Origin of the sequence: Methanobacterium sp. (assembly GCF_038562635.1) — an archaeon.
Classification (GTDB): Archaea; Methanobacteriota; Methanobacteria; order Methanobacteriales; family Methanobacteriaceae; genus Methanobacterium_D.
The window spans coordinates 2,386,614-2,404,574 of record NZ_JBCFBO010000001.1 but is presented as its reverse complement, the minus strand read 5'-3'; the positions used below and the strand labels follow the sequence as shown (position 1 = coordinate 2,404,574).

The window sequence follows — 17,961 nt, the reverse complement described above, 5'->3', positions numbered from 1 at the left end:
CAATTAAGCTGTTGCAAGATAATCCGAAATATGGTTATATGATTTATAAGAAGTTTCGTCAATCCATTCACTATTTCTATCTATAACATATCCTGCACGATTCCCTCCATACTCCCCAATTAACGTCATAGCATTTTCTTTTCCTGCCCATCCATATGTTAATCTAGTTACTCCTTTTGGAGAACCATAGCTAATGTATTGTACACTGGTAATAGATCCTCCTCCTAAATTATCTCCATTATTTTCAATAGTTTGAAGGACATACCCCTCATAATTTTTAGGAATACTAATTAGATCTTTTGAAGTTCCTTTAGACGTTGCAGTTTTAACAATTAACTTACCACCAGCAATATCGCCCCTAGTACCATACTTTAAAGCCCTTAAACCCGTCTTGCCAAAACTACTTTCCCATCCGAAATAAGGTATAAAAGAGGGCCCAACATTCAAAAGAAAATTAATTTGATTCGATGGAGATCTCCAATCTTCATTCATGTCAGCAGCGTACCAAGAACAGGCTAATCCTACCCCTACTAATGCGGCTGCAGCAATCCATCCTGGAGGACCAACAGCTATCAAAAACGGAAGTGCCGAAACTGCAATAGATATTGCTGTGCTGCCTGCAAATCCTAATACTTCATCTTTCCATTCATCGCTGCCTTGACCAAAATCTGTCGCTGCTTCACCAGTTTCCATAACTCCATTAATAACATCTTCATTATCAAGTATTGCATTACCATAACCATTGGCCCATTCTGTTTGCTGGTCGCCGTAGCATCTGGTGCCGCTGATAGTATCATTTAGTTTTATATCTCCAAAATCCATTACAAGACCCGTTTTAGGGTCAATTATCAATAGTCTCTGGTTATCACCAACTGCCCTTATGATAGTATAACCATTACTCTCAAATATTTCCAACGGTTCACCACTAAGCATCATATAACCCAAACCCAGAGTTACACTACCCATAAGACCATCAGTAGAGTTAGATGAAGGGAATAAAGCACTTCCAACCCAGTACTCCACAAGCGAAAATGAAGACGAACACGCATAACGGAACGCCCTCACATTATCCAGATCACCAATAACATCCATACCCATCCTGTGATCCATTTCACCAGTTATTTGTTGCATTTACACCTATTTCATTTAGATAGATACCAAAAAGAGTGTTATTTTCTATGCGGTTGAAATGGACATGAGCAACCTCACTCGCCCAGATATACACACCTTCTGCAAATATCCCATAACTATTTCCTGCTATATTATTTTCAATAACGTGGTTGTCGTATATGCTTAAATCACTCCAGCATTCGTCACTTTTAAGGTATAAACCATAATAGTTATTGGTAAAAGAGTTGCCTTTGATTATATTTCCCTGGGAATCAGAATGGATACCAGAATACTCATAATAACAGTAGTAATCTTCTTCTTCGTACCACTCAATTTCATCACCACAAAAATCTTCCAGGGATATGCATTGTGTGGTGAGATAAAGACCATAACTATTTCTTTTAATCATATTTTGAGTTATGTTGTTGAAAGATGAATCAAAAACATTTACACCATAATTATTGTCATAAATAGTGTTGTTGTGGATTGTACAGTTCATAACTGAATTTAAAAAAATTCCAGTGCTATTAGTAACACCTTTGATATTAAAACCACTGATAACAGAACCACTACCTCCAGAATTAACAGTTAAAACAGGTTTAGAAGCATTCAATGCCCGAATAGTAATATTAGCCCCATTTTTAGCCTGTAATGCCAGCGTTTTATTTATAACCAGGTTTTCAGTGTAAGTATAAGCAGAACCATTGTTATCATTAACAATGATAGTGTCATTAGAAGAAGCATTGTTTATAACAGATTGAATACTGTTTCCAGGGTTAACAGTATGATTAGCAGCTGAAACAGTTCCAGTTATCGAAATTAACATTAAAAACATACTTATGAGTATAATAAATACATATTTTTTCTTCATAATGACACCAAAAGTGTGTTAGTATGAAGCATTATATAATACTATTTATTACATATTTATTATTACATTTAGAGTCAAATTTATCCTGTTTGTAATAAAAAAACACATAAATTAATAATTTTTAGTTAAAAAATACTTATTTTTTAATAATTTTTATCCAATACTGTTAAAATATTAGTAATGTAATTCCAAAACATATTAAGAAGTATTATTTTATATAAAGACTAATTTTACATGATTAATTAATTATATAACTTATTATATGTTTATTTAAAATAAATAATAGTTAAAACTCATATAATACAAAAATAATTTTATTAAAGTAAAATTAAATGAAATTAAGTCATAATACTACTCCTTAATTCTTATAATATTAATCAAAAAGTAATACTTTTATTATTACTAAAATTACCAAATTATAACATAAATATTAAAAAATATTAATTGTACTGTTTAATTTTTATTATTACCCATAGTCTTAATTTAAAAAAGAGATTTGTAATTTATAACAGGCAAAATATTCAATAAATAGACTCCCCATGCGCAATCGCGACAATACCCGGAAGCCCATCCACCACAAGCTCATGGATTGCCTCCATTCCTTCTTCTTCAAATGCAGCCACTTGTTTTGAAACCACTTTACTTGTAAGAAGGGCAGCAGCAGGAGGGGTTACAACAAAAATAGACCCCCATTTATCAAGTGCATTAATTGTTTCTTCGCCCAAACCGCCTTTTCCAATATGGATCTTCACCCCTACCTCTGAAAGAAATGGAATGCTCTCTTCAATTTCTTCTTTGTTGCTTGTAGTGGGAGATATGCCCGCATCACTTACTGCAGTGTGCATTATAGCAGAACCCTCGATATCAATTAGTTTTTCGCCGTTTTTAATTGATTTAATCAGTTTGGGGAGTGCGGCATCCCTACCTGTATAAATTTTGCCGTGTATTTCGATCCGGTCTCCCACCTTCAGATCTTCAATTACGTTACAAGTTACTGGTGTTCTAATTATTTTTGTGGTCATTTATTTACCCTGCGGTGTTTTATCAGTTAATTTTAAAGATGTTTTCCTTTCATTATTTTGAGGTATGTTCTCTAAAGTATACTTCGCATGAATCTTAGATAGGTCATCTGTAAATTCTTTGACATGTTCCATCTTAACATGGGGCATTACAACAATTCTTATAGCCCGCGGGTAAGATGATACTGAAACTGCCCATCCCTTTTCTTTAAGCTCATCTACAATAGTATCGATCTCTATTTCATTTGAATCAAATGCAACAAGGTTCAATTGAGGCTCAACCATTAAGTTAAAGCCTGATTTTTTGATTCCTTCCGCCAGGTATTCTGTGACTTCCATACATTTTTTAGCAATGGAACAGTACCCCTCTTTTCCAAAGTATTTGAGTAGTGCCCATGTTGCAGCGGTAGATGCACCTGTTCTAGTGCCTACAATTGTAAACTGTTCCTTATCTGTAAGGTAAGGTGTTTCAGTGCTTATGCTTTCAAGATAACTTCTATCTCTAAAGATAATTCCACCAGTTGGAATTGGGGCAAGGCCCATTTTATGAGGGTCTATAGTAATAGAAGAAACCCCTTCAAGAGAGAAGTCGAATTTAGGAAGATTACGACCACTAAGACCTAAAAATGGGATTGTGAATCCTCCAAATGCTGCATCAACATGCAGGTAAATATTTTCTTCCCGGCACAGTTTGGAAAGTTCTTCTATAGGATCTATTAACCCAAGTTCAGTTGTTCCAGCAATACCAACCACCGCCACAGTCTTGTCAGATATAAGCTCTTTTACAGAATTTACATCTACCCTATAGTTTTCGTCAAGTTCCGCTTCCCTGAGTTTCAGGCACAGCATATCTGCTGCTTTTTTAAAGGAAAAATGAGCAGATTTAGGAACAATGATCTCTGGATCTTTGATGTTGCTTGAATTTCTTGCCGCCCTCATTGCCATTATGTTTGCTTCAGTGCCTCCAGTTATGATATGTCCGCAAACATCTTCTTTACCAAGAAGGTTTCCAAGCATCTGGATTACTTCTTTCTCCATCTTCCGGGTACCTTTAAATAAACCGGAATCACCTAGATTAGACTCTAGAAACATTTTATATGCTTCAAGGCCGACTTCATGAGGACATGTGCACATTGAACCTAGAATTCTTCCCGATCTGTAGGTCATGTCCTCCTCTTTGAATTCTTTGAGTTTTTCAGATATTTCCTGTTTTGTGATTCCTTTTTTATCCATTTTAACTCCCTGAAAAATAATTGTTATATAAACTTCAAAGTCTGTCAAAATCTTTGATTTGACAAATTTTCGAAAGTTCGGAAATTCTCAAAAATCTATGAAAATTTTTGATATAATTTATAAAATATAAATATACTCTAACTTCAAAAAACCCTCAAAATTCTCAAAAAATTCTATGAATTTTTTGGAAGTTAGAAAATACTTTGTATTTTCTAAAATTCTATTGAATTTTGGGGCAAAAAAAACCTTTGGTTTTTTCATGCTTAAAGTTTTTGAGCAAAATAAATTTTGAAAATTCAAATTAAATTAAAAAAAATAATAGGAAATGAGTGTTTATTCACTCATCATTTTTCTTGCAGCTTTTAAGACAAGTTTCTTTTCTACTCTCGCTACTGTTTCCCTTACAGTTGCAACTGCATCTGTATTTGCAGATACGCTTTCAATACCGGCCTCTACAAGTTTTTCAACTATTTTAGGCATACTTCCAGCCTGTCCGCAGATACTTGTTTTAACTCCTGCTTCATTACAGATTTTTATAACTCGAACTAAGAGTTTTAAAACTGCAGGATGCCCTTCAGAGTAAAGTTTTGCAACGTTTTCGTTGTTCCTGTCAATAGCAAGTGTGTACTGAGTAAGATCGTTTGTTCCAAAGCTTACAAAGTCAAGCCCTTCAGCAATGAAATCTTCAATTATAAGAGCTGCTCCAGGTGTTTCAACCATAATACCAAACTCAATGTTCTTTTGAGGTTTCAGTCCAACTTCTTCAGCTATTTGTTTAGCTCTCCTGAGTTCATCAGGATGCTGGACTAAAGGTATCATTATTCCAATGTTGGTGTAGCCCTGTTCATGAAGTTTCTTAATTGCTTTAAACTCGGCCCTTAATATTTCAGGCTCGTCCAGTTCTCTTCTTATACCTCTCCATCCGAGCATAGGGTTATGTTCGTATGGTTCACCTTCTCCACCTTCCAGAGAAATGAATTCATCTGTAGGTGCGTCGAGAGTTCTGTACCAAACTGGTTTTGGATAGAATTCATCTGCAACTTTTAAAACATTTTCTACAAGGATTTTTATGAGTTCATCCTCTTTTCCATCATTTATGAACTTTTTAGGGTGTACTCCCGAGGTTAACATCATGTGTTCAGTTCTAAGAAGCCCTACTCCATCTGCACCGGTTGCAGCTGCTTTTTTAGCTGCTTCAGGCATGCTGACATTGACTTTAACTTCTGTAACAGTTAAAATAGGTGCCTGTGCAACGGCTGCAGGTTGTTCTTCGGCAGCTTCTTTTTTATCGGATTCCTCCAATTTGCCCTTGTAAACTATTCCTTTATTTCCATCGAGTGTTACCATCTCGTTTTCTTTAAGGATTTTTGATGCATCTCCTGTTCCAACGACACATGATATTCCAAGTTCCCTTGAAACAATTGCTGCGTGGCATGTAACTCCACCTTCATCAGTTATGATTCCATTTGCCCTTTTCATGGCAGGGACCATATCAGGTGTTGTCATGACTGTAACCAGTATGTCACCGTTTCCTACTTTATCTAGTTCATCTGTGTCTTTTACTATTTTAACGGTACCTGAAGCCATTCCAGGACTTGCACCTAATCCTTTGGTGATTATTGTCCTTTCTTCTCCAGTACCTTCTTTTGCTTCGGTTCCATTGTTCATTCCGAGTGTAGTTATAGGCCGGGACTGGAGCATGAAAACTTTTCCATTTTCCATTGCCCATTCAGTGTCCTGTGGGAAATCATAATGTTCCTGAATCCTTGCACCAAGCTTGGTAAGTGCTGCAATTTCTTCATCACTTAGAACCCTTTTGTTTTTAAGATCTTCTGGAACGTCCAGTTGTACTGTCTTTCCAGCATCAGGATCTTTTGTAAACATGGTGTTCTTTTCACTTATATTACAGTTAAAGACCTTGCCGGTTTTCTTATCTACCCAGTAAGTATCCGGTGTAACGGTACCAGATACTACAGCTTCGCCTAATCCCCATGCAGCTTCAAGTAATATCTGTTCTTCACCAGTTGATGGGTGAACTGTAAACATTACTCCTGCTTTTTCGGCATTAACCATTTCTTGAACAACTACAGCAATATAAACTTTGGAATGATCAAAATTATTTTCTTCCCTGTAAAAAATAGCTCGGGATTCGAATAAAGATGCCCAACATTTCTGTACATAAATCAAGACATCTTCTGGGCCCCTAATATTTAAGAATGTATCTTGCTGTCCAGCAAATGAAGCTTCAGGAAGATCTTCTGCTGTTGCAGAAGACCTTATTGCAACAAACGCATTTTCTTTACCAATTCTCTGGCATAATGCATTGTAAGCTTCAATTACAGTTGTTCGTATGTCATCAGGCACATACGCTTTCATTATTATTTCTTTTATCCTTGCTGAAGCTCCTTGAAGTTCTTTTGTATCATTTACATCTATAGCATCAAGAATGCTCATTATTTCATCAAAGATACCTGTTTCTTTTATAAATTTATCGTAGGTTTCAGAGGTTATAACAAATCCTGGAGGTACATTAATTCCAGCATTTGTTAATTCTCCCAGGTTTGCACCTTTTCCACCTGCAACATCCACATCCTCTTTACCTAGCTCTTCAAAAAATTCGACAAGCTTCATGCTAAACACTCTTCTATTTAATTAGTTCTTCGCCCTTATCAACAACAATTCTACATGGAACAGGGAATTTCATTGCAGCTCTTTTTAATGCCATTTTTGCATCTTTGAAGTATCTTTTGTTTGTGTGTATTGTTATAATCTTTTGGCCTGCATCTACAATTGCAACGGAGCTTACTGGTTTTCCGAATGCTTTTCTCATACCGTCCTGAACCCTGTCAGCACCTGCACCGGTCGCCATTGGGTTTTCACGCACTATGTGGTGTGGGTACACCCTTATTTTAAGATGGTAACCCATTCTACCTGCCCTTCGCTGCATATACTTGTTTGAAGCGATCCTTGCTGCTTCTAATGCATTGTGAGATAATTGTGTCGGTTTTTTAACCGCCAGACTTACAGTCAAAGGGAATTCTGCTGAAAGGTTCCCCATATCATATTGAACTATCCTGGAGCCAGGAATTTTTCTTATATAGTCTTTTCTTGTGTATGCTCTAGTCATTAATAATCCTCCTCTATAACTTTCTTAGGTCTATAACTTAATAAATCTTCCATCCTATATATACAATGATCACATAAAGAAATAGTAATTACCTCTTGATATACAGCCATGTATATAGGTGAAATTATATGAAAATTGCAATAACTGGAAAAGGAGGGGTCGGTAAAACAACCCTTTCTGGTACATTAGCATGTATATTGTCACAACGTTATAAAGTATTCGCTATAGATGCAGATCCAGACATGAACCTTGCATCAAGTCTTGGGATCACGGAGCCAATTACTCCAATATCCAAGATGAAAGATCTTATAAAAGAAAGAACCGGTGCAGAATCAGGAACATCATTTGGAGAAGTTTTTAAGATGAATCCAAAGATAAGCGACCTTCCAGAATCTTTATCTATAAATTATGACAATGAAGGCAATTTAAAACTCCTTGTAATGGGTACCATTGACAAGGGAGGCGAAGGATGTATCTGCCCTGCATCTGTGCTTCTTAAAGCACTCATGAGAAATTTAATTCTTAAAAAAGATGAATTTATTATACTTGACATGGAAGCAGGGATAGAACACCTGGGTAGAAAAACTGCTGAAGCCGTTGATTTAATGATCATCGTTGTTGAACCCGGACTTAAATCCATTGAAACTGCAGCAAGAATTAAAAAACTTGCAAGTGATATTGGTATCCCCAAACTTGCCTGTGTTATAAATAAAGTGTCCAATGAAACAGAAGAAAACTTTGCGACTCAAAAAATTAAAGAAATCGGGCTTGAAGTTATTGGCACTATTCCACGGGACGAAGAAGTTATAAGAGCAGATATGGAAGGACATCCTCTTGCCAAGTATCCTGACTCGGCAGCTTTTAAATCAATAGCAAAAATTGCAGAAATTATTTTAAGTTAAATTAGAAGGTAAAATATGCAAATTGAATCTACAGTTATTTTCACATATGAAACAGAAGAAGAAGCTAAAATAGCTTTAGGATCACTTAAACCGGACAATATAGGCTTTATTGAATCACATGTTGAAAATAACAGTCTTATATGTAAATTAGATTCAGAATCACTTCGAACTACTCTTGCAACGGTAGATGATATTCTTTTTTGTGAGATGATGGCTGAAAAAGTGATTGATTTTACAAAAGAAGAAACTAAATAATCTAAAAATAAAACATAATTTATATTTTATTTATAATTACAGTTTTTAAAAGGTGAAATTACATGAAATTCACTCTTAAAGGAGAAATATTATTCAGTAAAGATGCAGAAGATGCACGTAAAGATATAGAAGAATTTATAAACCACGCTAATAATGAAATATTCTTAAAAGGAGTACCTGAAGAGCAGAAACAGGATGCATCCCAGATAGTAAGCTGGGATTTAATTGGAAACACTTTGAAGGTTGAAATGGTATCTGGAAGACGGGGAAGAGCACATGATGCATTATTACGTGTTAAAAAACCACTCACTCAACTTTTAGGTAAACAGTACCGTCTAGGTGTGCGAAAAATAATTGTGAATTATTATAAAATTGAGATACCAACTGAAGAAAAAGTAGATCTGAAAGATGTCCCTTATGTGGACAACTATGAAGTAAAAGATGATGAAGTAGTTCTTGAATTTAAAGATCTGGAAGAAGGGGACTTAAGAAACCATACCATTGATAGGGTTATTAAACACGTGACAAGCGCCATTGCAAGTTCCATTCCTGAAACAGAATGTGGTCCTTCCGATATACTCACCAAGCAGGTGACCAAAGTTGAACCAGGTACAATTTTAGGAAAAAGCTGCATGCAGAAATATTTCTTTGAAGGTGACCCGACTGAAGAAGCTGCTAGACTGGGATGGGTTAAAAAATTCCCTGGCAAAGGCCAGTGGTTCTACGCACCGCCGCTTGTGGCGCTTCAGCATGCATTAGAAGAAATATTTGTAGAAAAGCTTATTGAAAAGCTTGATTTTGAGGAATGTCTGTTTCCAAAACTCATTCCAATTCCAGTAATGGAGAAAATGAAATACTTAGAAGGTCTTCCTGAAGGGATGTACTACTGTTCCGCGCCAAGAAGAGACCCATTAGTATTTGATAAATTCCGCAGTGAGCTTGAAATCAAACGCGAAGTCCCAATTGACCTTCTGAAGGAAGGTTTAAAGGATCCTTCTTATGTACTGGCCCCAGCACAGTGTGAGCCGTTCTATGAGTTTTTAAGCCACCAGGTTGTGGATGAAAAGGACCTCCCAATTAAATTCTTTGACAGGAGCGGTTGGACATACCGTTGGGAAGGTGGGGGAGCTAAAGGTCTGGATAGAGTCCACGAATTCCAACGTATAGAACTTGTATGGCTTGGAACACCTGAGCAGTGTAATGAAATAAGGGATCAAACCGTTGAAATTTCCCACCAGATCGCTGATGATCTGGAACTTGACTGGTACACAGAAGTAGGAGACGATCCGTTCTACCTGGAAGGTAGGAAAGTAGAAAACCGTGGAATTGAATTCCCAGATATTCCTAAAAAAGAAATGAGACTTAATGTGCCAGGTCAAGAGAAAGGAGTTGCAATCGTATCTGCAAATATCCACGGAACCCACTTTGTGGAAGGATTTTCAATAAAAGAAACCCACAACCATGGAGTATGGACAGGGTGTACAGGTATTGGTTTAACCCGTATTGTGTTTGGGTTCCTTGCACAGAAAGGTTTCGACCCTGAAAACTGGCCAGAAGACGTTAGAAGAAGGTTTAAAAAAGTTAAAGTGCCAAAAATACTTACCTGGCCTTAAACATTATCTTTTTTTCTTCTTTTTTTTACTTAAAAATCCACATCCATTATTTAAATTTAAAATAGCAATGATCAACCTAAAACCATTACTTGTAGGATTTTTTACAGCTGTGGTTGTAATTATACTTCTTTCTATTAAAATTAGAGATAGATTAAATAGAAAAAAAGAAACTAAAGAAAGGAAAGAAAATAGTAAGCAAAGGTTTAAAAAGAAAAATCGCTGATTATCTCTAATTAAAGTCTAAAAACAAGTACCTAACACCAACTAGATTTTCTACTATTTTTTTGCAAATAATCAGTTTCTAAGCTTTTTTATCTCCTTTTTCTGGGTCGTAGTAGCCATCACCGCCGCAGAATTTACATCGGATTCCACCAGTTCCATGGCATGCAGGGCAGATAATCTCCCCAGTTCCATGGCAGTATGGACAGATAGTTCCATTTTTACATTCTCCAGTCCCATTACATGCTTTACAAACTAGAACACCCGTTCCATTACATTTCAGGCATATATCCTGCCGGCACCATCCAGTACCTGCGCATGCATCGCATGTTTCTCTTTTAGGAGAAGATACATAGTTGTTATTTTCCATAGCTGCTGCTGGAATCAAATTACTGTTGTTAATCTTTAATGAAGGAGTAGTTCCACCGGTTTGTGACATAGCGTATCCTGAAACACCTAATATTGAAATTATGATGACGATTAAACCTATAAAAAGTTTTTTGGCCATAAAAAATCCTCTTTTATTAAAAATTTTATAATTAGTATTATATAAAAATTAATATTTACCTTTATCGATTTTTACAGCAAAAATAGAGAACCTGAAGATCAAATTATAAATAAAAACCCTAATTACAATTTAAAAAATAAAACCCTACAGAAATTCAATGAATTTCTGTGGCCGAGAATCGATAGCTATCAAAAACCCTCAAAACCTTCGGGTTTTGAGAGTTTTTGATGCCCCAAAAATCTCTGATTTTTGAGGGATTCGCCGGCCTCAAACACAAAGCCCTCAAACACGAGGTGTTTGGGGCATCAAAATTCTATGAATTTTAGAAAATGCTTCGCATTTTCTAACTCCCAAAAAATCAAAGATTTTTTTTTGAGGATTTTGATAGTGTTTGGGGCATGTAAAAAATTTTCAATTTTTTACTGTTACAAAACTGAAAGTTTTGCAAACATGCAAAGACTGAAAGTCTTTGCGGTTGAGGAACTTGGTTCCTCAAACACCGAAAATCGTAGCATGCGAATCTTTGATTCGCTGCGTCAAAAATCCAGGGATTTTTGACAGCTTGCAAAATTTTTAATTTTGCAGCCCTCGAAAACTTCGTTTTCGGTGCATCGAAAATCTCTGATTTTCGAATGCCCGAAAAATCTACGATTTTTCGACGGCTTGCAAAAATCTTTTCAAGATTTTTGCGCATTCGAAATCTCTGATTTCGATGCCCAGAATACTTCGTATTCACAGGCTCCAAAAATTCTTCGAATTTTTAGAAAAATGTATAGCATGCGAAAATCAAGGATTTTCGCGGTGTCAAAATTTTCAATTTTGACAACATTTTTCTAACTCCCAAAAATCTACGATTTTTGAGGTTGAGAAAACATGTAATGTTTTCGAACCCCAAAATCAAAGATTTTGGAGGATTTTGAGAGATTTTCGAGTGTTAAAAAAATCCATCGAGTAATGGATTTAAAAAATGATTTATGAAGATTATACTTAAAAATAAAAGAAGTTATTGAAGTTTAAAGCAGTTAGATTATTCTTCTGCTTCAGTTTCTTCTTCTTTTTCTTCTTCAGTGTTTACTTTTTTCTCGAATACATCCACAAATTCGACTCTGTCTATACCCATGTTGTCCCATATATCCCTTGCAATTCTGAATTTTGCATAGGTAATCTGGTTGTCGAATTTAGCCATTTCATTGAGGTAGATTATTACTTTTCCGTCTTCCATTTTTACTTCATGGTCTTCAGGTTTTATATTTGGGTTAGGGTACTGGAGTTCTATGATTCCGTATACTTTTTCAGTGTCATCTTCAATTATTTTTTCAACTTCCACGTCGTATACGAGTGTTTTTCCAGCAAATTCATGGTTGAAGTCCACGGTTACTCTTCCACCACTTATGCTCCTTATTTTACCATTGTGCCCTTCTAATGTGATGTTCATACCTTTTTGAGGCCTGATGTTCTGTTTTTTGAATTCACTCATTGGTATAAGCTGGGTTAATTTTGGGTCCCTTACTCCAAATCCTTCTTCTGGAGGTACTTCGATTGATTTCGCTTCACCTACTTCCATACCAACTAAACCTTTATCGAGTCCTTTTAATACATGTCCTACTCCTACAGCTATTGGGATTGGACCAAAAGTTTTATTTTCAGTGACAAGTCCTTCTTCTTCAGCTACTTCCTCACTTGTTGTATCAAATATATCACCGGTTTCCTGAACTTTTCCAGTGTATTTAAGCCTTATAAAATCTCCTTCTTTTATTGCCATATTTCTATCCTCCTTGTGGGTATATTATTTTTAAAATTTTTAAGTGTGTCCTTATCCTTAAAGTTTAACACGCGGATAACGGATGGATACTTATCAATATATGAGGATACTGTTTTTTTATCTATTCTTGCCTCCAGAGATGACAAAATTCTATTTTTATAGTGCCTGCTGAAACCCCATGAAATACATTCTTCTATATCAGCCATATTTTTAAACGGCCTGTTTTTTATGAGGTTTTCTACAGTTTTATCATCTAAAAGTGCAAGCGATTTTAAATATTCTCTTGATCCTTCATTTACAAGTTCAATTATGCCTTCTTCATCTCGACAGTTATGAAGGGGAGCCCTTTCACGTGCCATTTCCCTGTTTAAAACTTCAATAGTTTCAATGGGCAGCATATCTTCAACAGAACTTAAATTTCTTTTTAAAACAGCTTCTCTAATTTTAGTGCCACTTACTCCTTCAATACGCGGTACAAAGATGAATTTATCTTTGAAATCAAAATTTATCTTTTTAAGGGACCTTGAAAGAGATACGATGACATAATTATCTTCATGAAGTTTACCCTTAATTAAAACCTCTTTTGTATCCATATCAATTATTTTGTAGGGTTTTGGAGCTACTCCTTTTCCATCCGAGATTCTATGGAGTATCTCTTGAAAACCTTGAACCGGTTTATAACCCCTAGGAATATAATCTGCATCCAATGCTTTAAAAGTCTTTGCAAGACATAACGAATATTGACCAGAGCCCATTATACCCATTGGAGGGCCTTCTATGACTATATCTGCCCCAACAGCCACCGCAGAATCAGCCCTTGCATGGCGTGACATGATGTATGGCAGCCCCCTGCCGCTTCGCTCAAATAGCCCGGGAACTACTGCAACAAAGATTCCATCTTCAACTTTTTCCTTTGCCCTCATCATGCAGTGCCTGTGACCCATATGCAGTGGAGAATATTCTGTAAAGTCTGCAATTATTTTAAATTCGTTTTCATGCTCCAAGTATTCCTGATCCTTTTTACAATCCTCAAATAAGAGTTTTCGATCCCGCTCTATAAAATCTCTGACAAATTCCTGTTTTGAAGGCATGTCATTATCTATCTAACTTCAAGATAAATTAATTTGTCCTAGATAAACTAGATTGGGGCTTATACCCAAAAAATATATGGATAATCAAAACATTAAATTCCTCAGGCAAATAAATAAAAGATTTAACATAATACAAAAAAGAAATAATAATCCGTAAAGATATATTTTAAACATTTCTTAGCTTATAATTCATGTTTTAAGCTATAATTAAGCTACAGTATTAAAATATCTGAATATTTCAGCGTGATATTATGGGAAATACATATAAAATTTCAGGGCGTTTAACAGATAAAAATAAAGAACCGTTAGATAATATCCAAATTAAATGCTTTGATTGCTCTTTTTTAAATAATAAAGAAATTAGTAGTACTAAGACCGGCAGTAACGGTGAATTTAAAATTATTTATCTCAAAGATCACCAGAATCCACAGCACGACATCAAACTGAGAATCTGCATAGGAGATGAATCTGTGATGACAGTATCTCCAGAAAAAGATGTTGATGACATTAATCTAAGAGATATAATTATTGACGTGAACATTGGGGTTGAAGGTAGAGTAATTGATGAAAATGGAAACCCCGTTTCTGGATTACATGTAGCAGCAGAAGATGTTGATTTTGGAAAAGTAGAATTACACGCTTTAAATCTTATTGAATCAAAAATTAAATCATTTATTAAAGAAGAAGGAATTTTAGATAATTATATTGGATTTATAAAGGATCAGTACAAAGTTTTATTTCCGTTTGGAGATAAGTTTTTAGGAAATGATGTTACCGATAAAAATGGATATTATCGCATTATTTACCCTCCAGGGAAATATAAGAAAATTGCAAATAAAGATCCCAATATTCAGATCATTGTTAAAGACAAATCAGGAATATTTGAGCTTAGAAGGACAGATGTCTATGAAAATGTGAAAGATACGATTAAGCACGTGGAAAAAACTGTCATTAACAGAGCAGAAATTGAAGGATGGTTTGTTACACTATATAGTCCATTTAAATCAAGGTTTACAGAAAATAACAATGTCGAAATATTAATAGACAACGAAATGCTGCTGGAGAAAATTACCAGCGTGATCGAAGAAGCAGAATCCTATATCTATTTAACCCAGTTTAAATTTGATCCTGATTTTATTCCAAAGTTTTTAGATGAAGAGAAATTTAAAGAGGAACATACTCTAGCATATAAACTTTTAGAATCCCAAAATAGAGGAACTGATGTTAAAATAATTATAAATGAAAATGCAGTTGTTCCCGATAATTATAAAGAATTAAGAGATTATTTTAAAGAAAGTAAAGTTGAAGTTAGAAATTTCCCTGCAAAAGGGCCCTATACAATGCACGCAAAGGTACTTGTGGTGGACGGCAGAAAAGCATTTATAATTGGTTCTCCTTTTAATCAAGGCTACTGGGATACAGATAAGCATCTCATTGACGAACCTCTCCGACTGGATAAAAATAAAGGTCCAGTACATGATGTTTCAATTTATTTAGAAGGCAGCGCAGTAGAACACGTAGAAGAATTTTTTATTGGACTCTGGAATTACCTTTCAGACCAGTACCTTGACGGTGAATGTAAAATTACAGAAAATAAATTTAAAGGATTAGAAAGCCCCAAAAATTCAATGGAATACACATCTCATGAATTAAACAATTATAAAAATGAGATAGATACTAACTCCTTAAAAATAGAAAATGCACCCTTACAAATTGTAAGATCAATTACTCCAGGCACAGTAAATAAAGGAGAAAAAGGAGTATTGGAAGCTTATAGAAAAGCTATTTTTAATGCTAATGACTTTATTTACCTTGAAAATCAATATTTCACAAATAAATATATCATGGGTGCTTTAAAGAAAGCACTTGAAAATAATCCAGATTTACAGCTGATTATGCTCATTAATGAAGTTCCTGATGTACCCACATACAAAAGTTGGCAGCACTATGCTTTTGAATATATTGGTCTGGATATTCAAAAAACATTAGAGCACCCTCAAATTGGCATATTCACCAAATGGTCAGGTAAAGTAAATAACATAAAAAATTGTTATATACACAGCAAAGTAGCGATTGTAGACGATATCTGGGCGACAGTAGGCACAGCAAATCTTGATGGTTCATCTCTCAGCTGTGCAGAAGAATTCGGAAACCGTGAAGTTTCCTCAAATTACCTTAATATGGAAATGAATGCTTTACTTTTTGACTTGAACAATCCGAAGAAAGGAACCATAGAAAAATTCAGGAAAACACTGTGGAAAGAACATTTAGGTATTAAATTCAATTCAGATTTAACATGTCCCAACGATAAATGGTTGAATTTATGGAATAAAACTGCAGAAAATAATTTAAAAATTTTAAAAGAAGAAAAACAGATATTTAACAGCGGAATTTTACCATATGGTGCAAAAGCCCAGTGGGAAATTAAACGTATTATGAAGAATTTAAATATATTAAAATAAGGTTTGAAATAAATCGAAATTTCAAAGTATAAATACAAACAAAATATTTTTGCCCATTCAAGTAAAAAAAGGTGTTAAATTGATGGACTTATGTCTTAAAAATTGTAAACTTGTCCCAGAAAATAGGGAATGTTCTATAGGAATTGAAGATGGTAAAATTGTATCCATTACAAAGATAGCTCCAAAAAGCGAAGAAAAAATAGATATCAAAGGAAAAATAGTTTTACCTGGACTTATTGATTCCCATGTACATTTTAGAGACCCTGGATTTCCAGAAAAGGAAACCTTTAAAACTGGATCCGTCGCCGCGGCATGCGGAGGTTTCACAACAGTGCTGGATATGCCCAATACTAATCCTCCTACAAACACCAAAAAAGCATTTCTTGAAAAGCTTAAAATAGCAGAGAAAAAGAGTGTTGTTGATTTTGGACTGCATGCCGGCGTAGATGATATAAACGAAATTAAAAAGATTTCAGAGCTTAAACCTGCTTCATTTAAAATATATATGGACCTGATTAATGATGAAGATCTGTTGAACATTTTTACAGAAATTAAAGGCGTACCTGAAGATCATCTGATATCTGTGCACGCTGAAGATATGGATACAGTTAAAGAATGCACTGATAAAATGAAACAAAACAGCCGTATAAATCCTGAAATTTATGCAGATGCACGTCCGCCACTTGCAGAAGATATCGCAGTTTTAAAAGCCACTTCCCTGGCAAAACAGCTTAACTCAAGTATTCATATTTGCCATGTGAGCACTAAAAAGTCTCTCGACATAATTCAAGAAGCTAAAGGTGAAAATTGCAGGGTTACATCAGAAATAACTCCCCACCACCTATTTTTAGATGCATCTTATTTTAAAAAATGTGGAAACTTTGCAAAGACCAACCCTCCACTTCGAGATAAAAAATATACCTTGGGAATTAATGAACTGGAAAAAATAGATGTAATCGGAACCGATCATGCCCCTCACACGATCTCTGAAAAAGAAAAAGTAGTATGGGAAGCTCCATCAGGTATTCCAAATCTTGAAACAACTTTACCCCTGCTTTTAACTAAAGTAACTGAAAATAAGATGGTTCTTGAAGATATCAAAAGGCTTTTATGCGAAAAACCAGCTGAAATATTCAACCTCAAAAATAAGGGTAAAATTGCAGAGGGAATGGATGCAGACTTCGTTGTGGTTGATATGAAAAAAGAGGGAATAATAAACCCTGATAAATTCAAGACAAAAGCCAAATATTCTCCATTTAAAGGATTTAAAGTTAAAGGAATGCCCGTTATGACAGTAGTCCGTGGGAATGTTGTTATGAAGGACGGAGAAGTTTTTGAAAATAGTGGAAAAATTGTATAATAGCAAATAAAAAATTACATTAAAAACATAACTACGAGTGGTGATAAAATGTGCGAATCAACAGTTTACTCAACCGATGGCGATAAAATAATGGAAGATGCGTTATTTATAAAAATTGATGGTGAAAACATAGGACTTACAGACATATTAGGTACTAGAAAAGACATTACTGGGACAATAGTTGAAATTGACCTTGACAAACATGCCATTTATGTTAAATTAAGTGAATAATTCTTATTTTTTTTAATACAATTTAATAATATTCCTTTTTTTCAGATGAATTAATAATATTTCTGTACACCATTGTAAGTTAAACATAAAAAGAATTATTATTGGACTTATTTTTCAAGTGTATTGGTTAATTAAAACTATATTTGTAAAATAGGGGAGTGAACACTGACATTTCCATATATTAAACTTCTAAATGAT

The 17,961-nt window shown here is 34.8% G+C and carries 15 protein-coding genes; 6 read left to right on the top strand and 9 right to left on the bottom strand.

Annotation, left to right across the window (positions count from 1 at the left end):
- Positions 1-3: 3 nt before the first annotated feature.
- From AAGU07_RS11830 to rplJ, 6 genes are all read right to left on the bottom strand, one after another.
- Positions 4-1,131 carry a hypothetical protein gene (locus tag AAGU07_RS11830; protein ID WP_342459267.1) on the bottom strand — a complete coding sequence of 376 codons (1,128 nt, stop codon included), beginning with the start codon at positions 1,129-1,131 and terminating at the stop codon, positions 4-6.
- On the bottom strand, positions 1,112-1,981 hold the full coding sequence (locus AAGU07_RS11825; RefSeq protein WP_342459266.1) for a right-handed parallel beta-helix repeat-containing protein: 870 nt from the start codon (positions 1,979-1,981) through the stop codon (positions 1,112-1,114). Before AAGU07_RS11825 ends, AAGU07_RS11830 begins: the two co-directional genes overlap by 20 nt.
- A 521-nt stretch (positions 1,982-2,502) precedes the next feature.
- Positions 2,503-3,003, bottom strand: a complete 501-nt coding sequence (locus AAGU07_RS11820) for a fumarate hydratase C-terminal domain-containing protein (RefSeq protein ID WP_342459265.1) — start codon at positions 3,001-3,003, stop codon at positions 2,503-2,505.
- Entirely contained in the window at positions 3,004-4,233 is a 1,230-nt protein-coding gene (mfnA, locus tag AAGU07_RS11815; RefSeq protein ID WP_342459264.1) for a tyrosine decarboxylase MfnA, read from the bottom strand.
- 333 nt (positions 4,234-4,566) lie between these two features.
- Positions 4,567-6,864, bottom strand: coding sequence for a phosphoenolpyruvate synthase (gene ppsA / locus AAGU07_RS11810; protein WP_342459263.1), 2,298 nt, complete (start codon positions 6,862-6,864; stop codon positions 4,567-4,569).
- A gap of 13 nt (positions 6,865-6,877) precedes the next feature.
- A complete protein-coding gene (rplJ, locus tag AAGU07_RS11805; protein ID WP_048081877.1) occupies positions 6,878-7,360 on the bottom strand; it encodes a 50S ribosomal protein L16 in 483 nt (160 codons plus the stop codon).
- Positions 7,361-7,488: 128 nt separating this feature from the next.
- Between rplJ and AAGU07_RS11800 the strand changes: the two genes are divergently transcribed.
- The 3 genes from AAGU07_RS11800 to serS all read left to right on the top strand — a co-directional run bounded on the left by AAGU07_RS11800 (position 7,489) and on the right by serS (position 10,130).
- Positions 7,489-8,262 carry an AAA family ATPase gene (locus AAGU07_RS11800; protein ID WP_342459262.1) on the top strand — a complete coding sequence of 258 codons (774 nt, stop codon included), beginning with the start codon at positions 7,489-7,491 and terminating at the stop codon, positions 8,260-8,262.
- 15 nt (positions 8,263-8,277) lie between these two features.
- Positions 8,278-8,517 carry a KEOPS complex subunit Pcc1 gene (locus AAGU07_RS11795; RefSeq protein WP_342459261.1) on the top strand — a complete coding sequence of 80 codons (240 nt, stop codon included), beginning with the start codon at positions 8,278-8,280 and terminating at the stop codon, positions 8,515-8,517.
- Positions 8,518-8,579: 62 nt separating this feature from the next.
- Positions 8,580-10,130 carry a serine--tRNA ligase gene (serS, locus tag AAGU07_RS11790; protein ID WP_342459260.1) on the top strand — a complete coding sequence of 517 codons (1,551 nt, stop codon included), beginning with the start codon at positions 8,580-8,582 and terminating at the stop codon, positions 10,128-10,130.
- A gap of 301 nt (positions 10,131-10,431) precedes the next feature.
- Here the strand turns inward: serS and AAGU07_RS11785 are convergent, their stop codons facing one another.
- The 3 genes from AAGU07_RS11785 to AAGU07_RS11775 form a co-directional block, all read right to left on the bottom strand.
- On the bottom strand, positions 10,432-10,857 hold the full coding sequence (locus AAGU07_RS11785) for a hypothetical protein (protein WP_342459259.1): 426 nt from the start codon (positions 10,855-10,857) through the stop codon (positions 10,432-10,434).
- Positions 10,858-11,884: 1,027 nt separating this feature from the next.
- On the bottom strand, positions 11,885-12,619 hold the full coding sequence (locus tag AAGU07_RS11780) for a peptidylprolyl isomerase (RefSeq protein ID WP_342459258.1): 735 nt from the start codon (positions 12,617-12,619) through the stop codon (positions 11,885-11,887).
- Complete coding sequence (locus tag AAGU07_RS11775) at positions 12,610-13,710, bottom strand: nucleotidyltransferase family protein (RefSeq protein WP_342459257.1); 1,101 nt, start codon at positions 13,708-13,710, stop codon at positions 12,610-12,612. The genes AAGU07_RS11780 and AAGU07_RS11775 overlap by 10 nt, the downstream gene beginning before the upstream one ends.
- A 251-nt stretch (positions 13,711-13,961) precedes the next feature.
- Between AAGU07_RS11775 and AAGU07_RS11770 the strand changes: the two genes are divergently transcribed.
- The 3 genes from AAGU07_RS11770 (at position 13,962) to AAGU07_RS11760 (ending at position 17,763) form a co-directional block, all read left to right on the top strand.
- On the top strand, positions 13,962-16,172 hold the full coding sequence (locus AAGU07_RS11770) for a phospholipase D-like domain-containing protein (RefSeq protein ID WP_342459256.1): 2,211 nt from the start codon (positions 13,962-13,964) through the stop codon (positions 16,170-16,172).
- An 82-nt stretch (positions 16,173-16,254) separates the two neighbouring features.
- Positions 16,255-17,532: a dihydroorotase family protein gene (locus AAGU07_RS11765; protein ID WP_342459255.1), complete on the top strand. Its 1,278-nt coding sequence runs from the start codon at positions 16,255-16,257 to the stop codon at positions 17,530-17,532.
- A 48-nt stretch (positions 17,533-17,580) separates the two neighbouring features.
- Positions 17,581-17,763, top strand: a complete 183-nt coding sequence (locus AAGU07_RS11760) for a CooT family nickel-binding protein (protein ID WP_342459254.1) — start codon at positions 17,581-17,583, stop codon at positions 17,761-17,763.
- Positions 17,764-17,961: the final 198 nt, after the last annotated feature.

What these genes read in the sequence shown, in the direction of transcription:
- AAGU07_RS11830 (WP_342459267.1), bottom strand. Translation starts at nt 1,131, where the DNA reads ATGCAACAAATAACTGGTGAAATGGATCACAGGATGGGTATGGATGTT.
- AAGU07_RS11765 (WP_342459255.1), top strand. Translation starts at nt 16,255, where the DNA reads ATGGACTTATGTCTTAAAAATTGTAAACTTGTCCCAGAAAATAGGGAA.
- serS (WP_342459260.1), top strand. Translation starts at nt 8,580, where the DNA reads ATGAAATTCACTCTTAAAGGAGAAATATTATTCAGTAAAGATGCAGAA.
- AAGU07_RS11785 (WP_342459259.1), bottom strand. Translation starts at nt 10,857, where the DNA reads ATGGCCAAAAAACTTTTTATAGGTTTAATCGTCATCATAATTTCAATA.
- rplJ (WP_048081877.1), bottom strand. Translation starts at nt 7,360, where the DNA reads ATGACTAGAGCATACACAAGAAAAGACTATATAAGAAAAATTCCTGGC.
- AAGU07_RS11800 (WP_342459262.1), top strand. Translation starts at nt 7,489, where the DNA reads ATGAAAATTGCAATAACTGGAAAAGGAGGGGTCGGTAAAACAACCCTT.
- AAGU07_RS11760 (WP_342459254.1), top strand. Translation starts at nt 17,581, where the DNA reads ATGTGCGAATCAACAGTTTACTCAACCGATGGCGATAAAATAATGGAA.
- AAGU07_RS11780 (WP_342459258.1), bottom strand. Translation starts at nt 12,619, where the DNA reads ATGGCAATAAAAGAAGGAGATTTTATAAGGCTTAAATACACTGGAAAA.
- mfnA (WP_342459264.1), bottom strand. Translation starts at nt 4,233, where the DNA reads ATGGATAAAAAAGGAATCACAAAACAGGAAATATCTGAAAAACTCAAA.
- ppsA (WP_342459263.1), bottom strand. Translation starts at nt 6,864, where the DNA reads ATGAAGCTTGTCGAATTTTTTGAAGAGCTAGGTAAAGAGGATGTGGAT.
- AAGU07_RS11775 (WP_342459257.1), bottom strand. Translation starts at nt 13,710, where the DNA reads ATGCCTTCAAAACAGGAATTTGTCAGAGATTTTATAGAGCGGGATCGA.
- AAGU07_RS11770 (WP_342459256.1), top strand. Translation starts at nt 13,962, where the DNA reads ATGGGAAATACATATAAAATTTCAGGGCGTTTAACAGATAAAAATAAA.
- AAGU07_RS11820 (WP_342459265.1), bottom strand. Translation starts at nt 3,003, where the DNA reads ATGACCACAAAAATAATTAGAACACCAGTAACTTGTAACGTAATTGAA.
- AAGU07_RS11795 (WP_342459261.1), top strand. Translation starts at nt 8,278, where the DNA reads ATGCAAATTGAATCTACAGTTATTTTCACATATGAAACAGAAGAAGAA.
- AAGU07_RS11825 (WP_342459266.1), bottom strand. Translation starts at nt 1,981, where the DNA reads ATGAAGAAAAAATATGTATTTATTATACTCATAAGTATGTTTTTAATG.